This is a genomic window from Ideonella sp. B508-1 (genome assembly GCF_000333615.1).
Lineage (GTDB): Bacteria > Pseudomonadota > Gammaproteobacteria > Burkholderiales > Burkholderiaceae_C > Ideonella.
Genome location: NZ_BADL01000298.1, coordinates 1 through 7,897, shown reverse-complemented (window position 1 = coordinate 7,897; position 7,897 = coordinate 1). Strand labels below are relative to the sequence as shown.

Below are 7,897 nucleotides of genomic sequence, written 5' to 3'. Positions count from 1 at the left end.
GATCCGGGCGTCGCGCCGAGAGAGGGTCTGTTCCAGGTTGCCGCGCAGCACCACGGCCACGCTCAGCACCAGCCAGTTCGGGTGTGAGGCCCAGGGCAGCCAGAGGGCCAGCACATAGGCCACGGTCAGGGCCAGCGCGCTGCGCACCGCATGGCGCAGGACGGGCGAGTGCCAGTGCAGCTGCGAAGCCAGGGAGGCCAGGGGCCAGCCTTCGGCACTGATGAAGCGCAGCAGCTCGTCGCGGGGCGGCAGGGGCTGTCCCGAGCCTTCGACCAGGGCGGCGCGCAGCCGGGTCAGGTCCTTGAGCAGGTGCTCGCCCCGGCCCAGCAGGATGTGCCCCAGCCGGTTGGGCGTCAGGCCTTCCAGTTGGCTCAGGCTGTAGCGCAGACGGGCCTGCAGGGCCTCGGTCTCCACCGGCGGGGGCGGCTCGGCCTGTTCCAGGGCCTGGGCCTGGCGGGCCAGCGCGTCGCCCAGCGATCCCAGCCAATCGCCCAGGGCCTGTCGCGTGTCCTGGGCGGTGTCCTCTTTGCCCAAGCCCGCCAGATCCAGTTCGCTCACCATCAGGGCATCGCGCAACTCGATGGCCTGCAGCAGAGCGTCGCTCAGGCGCAGGGCCGCAGGGCGGTGCTGGGCTTCGAACAGCAGGTCGCGGGCGGCCTGGATCTGCTCGTCCAGCGCGGCCTGGTGGATGATCCAATGGGTGAGGGCGGTTTGGGCGTCCGGGGTGTCCGTGGCCGGCAGGGCCAGCAGTTGACCGCGGGCGCGCAGCAACTCACCCAGGGCCCGGAAGGCCGACGCCACGGCAAGTTGTCGCAGCCTGGGTTGCAGCCGGCGCGACACCCAGGCCGCCCAGCCCCAGTAGAGCGTGGCGCCGCACAGGGTCCACAGGGTGTGCTGGGTGATCTCATGCACATCGGCCGTCGGCGGATGGGCCAATGAGAACACCAGGGCCAGGATGGGCACGAAGGTCAGGGGGCCGGCCCGGGCCCCCCAGGCCATGCCCATGGCCGAGACACCGCCGATCGCCGCCACCAGCAGCGCCAGGCCGATCGGGTGGGTGCTCAGGCTCAGCGCCAGGACGCTGGACAGAGTCCCCACCAGCGCACCCGTGGCCACGCGCAGCCGGGTGCGCGCCGGTGCCAGCGGGGTGTCTGGCAGGCTGGTGAAGATGGCGCCGGAGACGGCGGCCAGGGACGCCGTGGGGCCACCCAGGGCCCAGCACACCAGGTGCACCAGTCCCAGCCCCAAGAGGACCGAAAGCCCATTGATGCCATGGGCGGGCAAAGCCAGACTCCAGCGACGCAGAAACGACATGGCGCGCATTCTCACCGAGTGCGCGCCATGGAGGGGAGGGGCGATTCCCCTCAGGGGGTCGGCTGGGCTTACATGCCCGCGTAGTTCGGGCCGCCGCCGCCTTCCGGCGTCACCCAGACGATGTTCTGCGTCGGGTCCTTGATGTCGCAGGTCTTGCAGTGCACGCAGTTCTGGGCGTTGATCACCAGCTGGTCGGCACCGTCCTTGTTGACGAACTCGTAGACGCCGGCCGGGCAGTAGCGGCTTTCCGGGCCGGCGAACTTGGCCAGGTTCACCTTCACCGGCACCGAGGCGTCCTTGAGCGTCAGGTGGGCCGGCTGGTTTTCCTCATGGTTGGTGTTGCTGATGAACACCGAAGAGAGCCGGTCGAAGGTCAGCTTGCCATCGGGCTTGGGGTAGTCGATCTTGGGGCAGTCGGCGGCCGGCTTCAGGTACAGGTGGTCGGCCTGCTGGCGGTGGATCGTCCAGGGCGGCACGGTGATGCCCAGCTTGGGCAGCAGCCACTGCTCGATGCCGGTCATCAGCGTGCCGATGGTGTTGCCCTTCTTGAACCACTGCTTGAAGTTCTTGGCCCGCATCAGCTCGGTGTGCAGCCAGCTTTGTTCGAAGGCCACCGGGTAGTCGCCCAGCTCATCCTGGGCGCGGCCGGCCTGCAGTGCGTTGAAGGCCGCTTCGGCGGCCAGCATGCCGGTCTTGATGGCGGCATGGCTGCCCTTGATGCGCGAGGCGTTCAGGGTGCCGGCATCGCAGCCCACCAGGGCGCCGCCCGGGAACACCAGCTTGGGCAGGGAGAGGATGCCGCCGGCCGTGATGGCGCGCGCGCCGTATCCCAGGCGCTTGCCGCCCTCGATGTGGGGGCGGATGGACGGGTGGGTCTTCCAGCGCTGCATCTCCTCGAAGGGCGACAGCCAGGGGTTCTTGTAGTCCAGGCCGACCACATAGCCCAGCGTGACCTTGTTGCCCTCCAGGTGGTAGAGGAAGCCACCGCCGTAGGTGTCGCCGTCCATCGGCCAGCCGGCGGTGTGCACCACCAGACCGGGCTTGGCCTGGTCCGCCGGCACTTCCCACAGCTCCTTGATGCCGATGGCGTAGCTCTGCGGGTCGCGGCCGTGGTCCAGCTGGTACTTGGCGATCAGCTGCTTGCCCAGGTGGCCGCGGGCGCCTTCGGCGAAGATGGTGTACTTGCCCAGCAGTTCCATGCCCAGCTGGAAGTTCTCGGTGGGCTCGCCATCCTTGCCGATGCCGACGTTGCCCGTGGCGATGCCCTTCACGCGGCCCTGCTCGTCATAGACCACTTCGGCGGCCGAGAAGCCGGGGAAGATCTCCACGCCCAGGGCCTCGGCCTGCTCGCCCAGCCACTTGGTGACCGCACCCAGGCTGATCACGTAGTTGCCCTGGTTGTGGAAGCATTCCGGCAGCAGGCCGTGCGGGGTCTGCTTGGCGCCGGTCTCCGAGAGGAAGAGCACCTCGTCCTCGGTCACGGGCTGGTTCAGCGGCGCGCCCAGTTCCTGCCAGTTCGGGAACAGCTCGGTCAGGGCCTTGGGGTCCATCACCGCGCCCGACAGGATGTGCGCGCCGGGCTCGGAACCCTTCTCCAGCACCACCACATTGACCTCGGCGCCCTTGTCGGCGGCCAGTTGCTTGAGGCGGATCGCGGTGGACAGCCCGGCCGGGCCGCCGCCGACGATCACCACGTCGTATTCCATCGATTCGCGGGGGCCGTACTGGGCAAGAAGCTCGGCGGAAGTCATGGTCTGTCCTTGGGTGGGATAGGAATTGTTGTGAGAACCCCGGCCTCCATGGGCGAGCCCGGGGTGTTTGTCTGCGCAGGAATTCTAGCGATTTGTAGACAAAAATAGCACGAACGTTCGTTTCTGAAAATACGGGAAGCTCCGCTCACCCGATGTGGTGCCGCCAAGGGACCGATGACAGACAGGCATGCTATTGTTTCCCGAGTCGCTGCTCCGGAACGCAGACCCCAGGGGGGGGTCGGGGCAGTCCCAAGGTCCTGCTCCATCAAGAATTCAAGTCCGGGCCCGTGCCCGCTTCATCCATGAGCTACAACATTGATCTTTCGGGCCGCGTGGCCCTGGTGACCGGCGCCTCCAGCGGGCTGGGCGCGCAATTTGCCAAGACGCTGGCGCGTGCCGGGGCTGCCGTGGTGTTGGCCGGGCGACGCATCGACCGCCTCAAGGGCCTGCGTGCCGAAATCGAAGGCTCCGGCGGGGACGCCCACGTGGTCGAGCTGGACGTGACCGATGTGGACAGCATCAAGTCGGCCGTGGCCCACGCCGAGACCGAGACCGGCACGCTGGACATCCTGGTCAACAACTCGGGCGTGAGCACCACGCAGAAGCTGACCGAGGTCAGCCCCGACGACTACGACTACGTGATGAACACCAACACCCGCGGCGCTTTCTTCGTCGCGCAGGAGGTGGCCAAGCGCATGATCGCCCGTTCCTGCGGGGCGGCGCCGGGCACGTTCACGGGCGGGCGCATCGTCAACATCGCGTCGATGGCCGGCCTGCGGCCGCTCAGCCAGATCGGTGTCTACGCGATGAGCAAGGCGGCCGTGGTGCACATGACCAAGGCGATGGCCCTGGAGTGGGGCCGCCATGGCATCAACGTCAACGCCATCTGCCCGGGCTACATCGACACCGAGATCAACCACCGTCACTGGTCCACCGACGCGGGCCAGAAGCTGATCCAGATGCTGCCGCGCAAGCGCGTGGGCCAGCCGCAGGATCTGGACGCGGTGCTGATGATGCTTTGCGCCAACGAGAGCCACTTCATCAACGGTGCCGTGGTGCAGGCCGACGATGGATTCGGACTTGAGCCGCTGAGCCCCGCACAGGCGCGGGTGCTGGGCGTGCTGGTCGAAAAACAGCACACCGTGCCGGACAGCTACCCGCTGTCGCTCAACGCGCTGGTGGCCGGCTGCAACCAGAAGACGGCCCGCCAGCCCGTGATGGAGCTGGACGAACCCGCGGTGCTGCAGGCCCTGGACGAGCTCAAGCGCCGTCATCTGGTGGTGGAGGTCAGCGGCAGCCGCGTGCTGCGCTTCGATCACAACATGGCCCGCGGCCTGGGCGTGCCCGGGCAGGCGGTGGCCCTGCTGACCACGCTGATGCTGCGGGGCCCGCAGACGCCGGCCGAACTTCGCCTGAACTGCGAACGCCTGTACCGCTTTGCCGACATCTCCTCGGTCGAGGCCTTTCTGGACGAACTGGCCAGCAAGACGCCGCCGCGTGCAGTCCGTCTGGCACGTGCGCCCGGCGAGCGGGAAGCCCGCTGGGCCCACCTGCTGTGTGGCGAACCCGCGCAGGTCAGCGAAGGGCGCTCATCGGTCGCCGACGCTGCGGACGCATCCGCTTTGGACGAGATGCGCGCCGAGCTGGCTCGCCAGGCGGCAGAAGTGGCGGCGCTGCGTGCCGAGCTCTCGCAGTTGCGAGCCCAATTGCAGAACGAACTGGGGCTGAGCGCCCCCCCTCCCGAGATTCCCGATGCGATTTGAACTGCCCGCCGAGAAGACGCAGGTCTTCGACATGGTGCTGCCCATGCGCTGGGGCGACATGGACGCCTTCGGCCACATCAACAACACCGTCTACTTCCGCTACTTCGAGAGCCTGCGGGTGGACTGGCTGCTGAGCCTGGGTCGTCCCTTGCAGGATGGCGGGAGCGGGCCCGTGGTGGTCAACGCCTTCTGCAGCTATCTGCGCCAGGTGACCTACCCAGGCGAGCTGCGGGCCCGCCTGTACGTCGGCCAGCAAGGCCGCAGCAGCATGGAGACCTTCTTCACGCTGGAGCGCGCCGACGAGCCGGGCGTGCCCTGTGCCGAGGGCGGGGCCACCATGGTGTGGATGGACTTCGCGACCGGCCGCTCCACGCCGATGCCGGACTGGCTGCGCCAAGCCGCCTGCCCGGCAGCGGATTGACCCCCTGCGAGCCGCTGGCGCCGCTCAGCTTTCGCCAGCCAGCAACCGGTGCACCAGCTCGGCAGTGGTGCCCGCGTTCATCTTGCGCATCAGCCGGGCACGGTACACATCCACCGTGCGCGGGCTGATGTCCAGCTTGCGGCCGATCTCCTTGCTGGTGAGGCCGTCCACCAGCAGTGCGGCGATCTCGCGCTCGCGGCCGGTGAAGTCCACCTTCAGCACCCGGCGGGCGGACAGATCCTGGAAGCTCCAGACGCCGGCGGCGTGCGGATCCTCCGGGTCCAGCGCCCGGCCAGCCACATGGCACCAGAACAGCTCGCCGTTGGCCCGGCGCATCACCCGGTCGTCGGCGTAGCGGCCCTGTTCGTCCAGCGCGGCCAGGATGCGGTCGCCGGTGCGCTCGAACTCGGCGGCGCTGGGGTAGAGCACTTCGAAGGACTGGCCGATCAGCTGCTCGCGCTCGGCTTCGAAGATGGTGAGCAGTTGCCGATTGCAGTCGACGATCAGGCGGTTGCGCGACATGACCATCCCGATCGGGGCCATCTCGAAGGCGGTTCGGTAATCCAGTTCCAGCATGGCGGCGAAGCTTAGCTGGTTCGGCCTTACTGAATTTTGCGTAACGACTACTTAATGCGTTACGTAGTACGCTGAAGGCATTCCCTGAAACCCGCCTGGAGGCGACCCGATGAACAAGATTTACCCGAGCGCGGCGGCTGCGCTCGACGGCATCATCCACGACGGCCAGCTGCTGGCGGTGGGTGGTTTTGGCCTGTGCGGCATTCCCGAGGCGCTGATCGACGCGCTGCAGGCCACTGGCAAGAAGGACTTCACCGTGGTGTCCAACAACGCCGGGGTCGATGGCTTCGGCCTGGGCAAGCTGCTGGCCACCCGGCAGATCAAGAAGATGATCTCCAGCTACGTCGGCGAGAACAAGGAGTTCGAGCGCCAGTACCTGAGCGGCGAGCTGGAGCTGGAATTCACCCCGCAGGGCACGCTGGCCGAGCGCCTTCGCGCCGGCGGGGCCGGCATCCCGGCCTTCTTCACCCGCACCGGGGTGGGCACCATCGTGGCCGACGGCAAGCCCACGCAGGAGTTCGATGGCAAGACCTATGTGATGGAGCGCGGCATCGTGCCCGAGGTCTCGCTCGTCAAGGCCTACATGGCCGACACCAGCGGCAACCTGCGCTTCCGTCGCACCGCGCGCAACTTCAACCCCAACGTGGCCATGGCCGGCAAGATCACCGTGGTGGAGGTGGAGAAGATCGTCGAGAAGGGCGCCATCGACCCGGACGATGTGCACCTGCCGGGCATCTTCGTGCACCGCATCGTGCTGAACGCCACCCCCGAGAAGCGCATCGAGCAGCGCACCACCCGCAAGGCCTGAGCCGCGAAGGAGAACGAACATGGCATGGACCCGTGACGAGATGGCGGCCCGCGCGGCCAAGGAGCTGCAGGACGGCTTCTACGTGAACCTGGGCATCGGCCTGCCCACGCTGGTGGCCAACCACGTGCCCGCGGGCATGGAGGTGTGGCTGCAGAGCGAGAACGGCCTGCTGGGCATCGGTCCCTTCCCGACGGAAGAGGAGGTGGACGCCGACATGATCAACGCCGGCAAGCAGACGGTGACCACGCTGGCGGGCTCGTCGATCTTCAGCAGCGCCGACAGCTTCGGCATGATCCGCGGCGGCAAGATCAACCTGGCCATCCTGGGCGCGATGCAGGTCAGCGAGAAGGGCGACCTGGCCAACTGGATGATCCCGGGCAAGATGGTCAAGGGCATGGGCGGCGCGATGGACCTGGTGGCCGGCGTGAAGAACGTCGTGGTGCTGATGGAGCACGTGGCCACCAAGAAGGACGGCAGCACCGACCTGAAGATCCTGCCCGCCTGCACCCTGCCGCTGACCGGCCTGGGCGTGGTGGACCGCATCATCACCGACCTCTGCGTGCTGGACGTGACCGAGCATGGCCTGAAGGTGGTGGAACTGGCGCCGGGCGTGACCTTCGAGGAAGTGCAGGCCAAGACCGGCGTGCCGGTGCACTGAGCGGCTGCGGCTCGGCGGCATGGGCTGCCGAGCCTCTCTGCGCGGCCCAAGCGACCGGGCAGGCTGCCTGCCCCCTCCCGCCAGCGCTTGTGCTGCTAGCCCTTCGCGACCATCGCATCGATGTCGCTGGGACCGGTCATCCGCCACCCGCCTGGCCGGCGCATCAGCACGAAGCGGTAGTAAAGGTAGGAGAGCACCCAGACGGCGCTGCACAGGAACAGCGACTTGCGGCCCGAGTCGGCGTCCAACCACAGCACCACCACCTCGCCAATCACAATGGCCACGCCCAGCAGGGGGATGAGGGGGTACCAGGGGGTCTTGTAGTCGTGGGTGCCGGTACGGCCGCTGCGGCGGCCCGAATAGATGCCCAGCACGTAGAACACGGTCAGGATGGTGTAGTTGCCCGAGAGCAGCAGCACCTGGAATGACAAGGGCAGCCAGGTGACCGCCGCGGTCGCGGCGGCCAGCAGCAGGATGGCGACCCAAGGCGCGTCGGTCCGCGCGGTGAGCCGGGTGAGGGCGCGGTTGATGGGGGGCGCGAAGAGCTGGGTGCGGCCCATGGCGAAGAGGTTGCGTCCCAGGCCCACGAAACCGGCCAGACAGGCG

General features: G+C 67.9%; 8 protein-coding genes and 1 pseudogene. 5 read left to right on the top strand and 4 right to left on the bottom strand.

Features of this window, described 5'->3' with window-relative positions:
• Together I73_RS12915 and I73_RS12910 are read right to left on the bottom strand one after the other, a co-directional pair.
• The coding region (locus I73_RS12915; protein ID WP_304607946.1) for an FUSC family membrane protein at positions 1-1,314 on the bottom strand (1,314 nt) is incomplete at its 3' end.
• 68 nt (positions 1,315-1,382) lie between these two features.
• Complete coding sequence (locus I73_RS12910) at positions 1,383-3,065, bottom strand: electron transfer flavoprotein-ubiquinone oxidoreductase (RefSeq protein WP_022980994.1); 1,683 nt, start codon at positions 3,063-3,065, stop codon at positions 1,383-1,385.
• A gap of 302 nt (positions 3,066-3,367) precedes the next feature.
• On the opposite strand from I73_RS12910, the pseudogene I73_RS33980 reads away from it, so the two are divergent.
• The 3 genes and pseudogenes from I73_RS33980 to I73_RS12900 all read left to right on the top strand — a co-directional run.
• Positions 3,368-4,147: pseudogene (locus I73_RS33980) on the top strand (SDR family oxidoreductase); the annotation flags it as partial.
• Positions 4,121-4,828, top strand: coding sequence for a YceH family protein (locus tag I73_RS33975; protein WP_234409500.1), 708 nt, complete (start codon positions 4,121-4,123; stop codon positions 4,826-4,828). The pseudogene I73_RS33980 and the gene I73_RS33975, both read left to right, overlap by 27 nt.
• Positions 4,818-5,249: a thioesterase family protein gene (locus I73_RS12900; RefSeq protein WP_022980992.1), complete on the top strand. Its 432-nt coding sequence runs from the start codon at positions 4,818-4,820 to the stop codon at positions 5,247-5,249. Before I73_RS33975 ends, I73_RS12900 begins: the two co-directional genes overlap by 11 nt.
• A 24-nt stretch (positions 5,250-5,273) precedes the next feature.
• Here the strand turns inward: I73_RS12900 and I73_RS12895 are convergent, their stop codons facing one another.
• Positions 5,274-5,825 carry a PAS and helix-turn-helix domain-containing protein gene (locus tag I73_RS12895; protein ID WP_022980991.1) on the bottom strand — a complete coding sequence of 184 codons (552 nt, stop codon included), beginning with the start codon at positions 5,823-5,825 and terminating at the stop codon, positions 5,274-5,276.
• A 109-nt stretch (positions 5,826-5,934) separates the two neighbouring features.
• On the opposite strand from I73_RS12895, the gene I73_RS12890 reads away from it, so the two are divergent.
• Together I73_RS12890 and I73_RS12885 are read left to right on the top strand one after the other, a co-directional pair.
• The gene (locus I73_RS12890) at positions 5,935-6,633 is read left to right on the top strand and encodes a CoA transferase subunit A (RefSeq protein WP_022980990.1); all 699 of its coding nucleotides are present in this window, start codon (positions 5,935-5,937) and stop codon (positions 6,631-6,633) included.
• Between the two features lie 19 nt (positions 6,634-6,652).
• On the top strand, positions 6,653-7,291 hold the full coding sequence (locus I73_RS12885) for a CoA transferase subunit B (protein ID WP_022980989.1): 639 nt from the start codon (positions 6,653-6,655) through the stop codon (positions 7,289-7,291).
• A 95-nt stretch (positions 7,292-7,386) separates the two neighbouring features.
• Here the strand turns inward: I73_RS12885 and I73_RS33190 are convergent.
• Positions 7,387-7,897: hypothetical protein (locus I73_RS33190; RefSeq protein WP_022980988.1), on the bottom strand; the 511-nt coding region annotated here is incomplete at its 5' end.

Bases quoted from the DNA above. Each gene is read 5' to 3' on its own strand.
- I73_RS12910 (WP_022980994.1), bottom strand. From the start codon at position 3,065: ATGACTTCCGCCGAGCTTCTTGCCCAGTACGGCCCCCGCGAATCGATG.
- I73_RS12900 (WP_022980992.1), top strand. From the start codon at position 4,818: ATGCGATTTGAACTGCCCGCCGAGAAGACGCAGGTCTTCGACATGGTG.
- I73_RS12895 (WP_022980991.1), bottom strand. From the start codon at position 5,825: ATGCTGGAACTGGATTACCGAACCGCCTTCGAGATGGCCCCGATCGGG.
- I73_RS12890 (WP_022980990.1), top strand. From the start codon at position 5,935: ATGAACAAGATTTACCCGAGCGCGGCGGCTGCGCTCGACGGCATCATC.
- I73_RS12885 (WP_022980989.1), top strand. From the start codon at position 6,653: ATGGCATGGACCCGTGACGAGATGGCGGCCCGCGCGGCCAAGGAGCTG.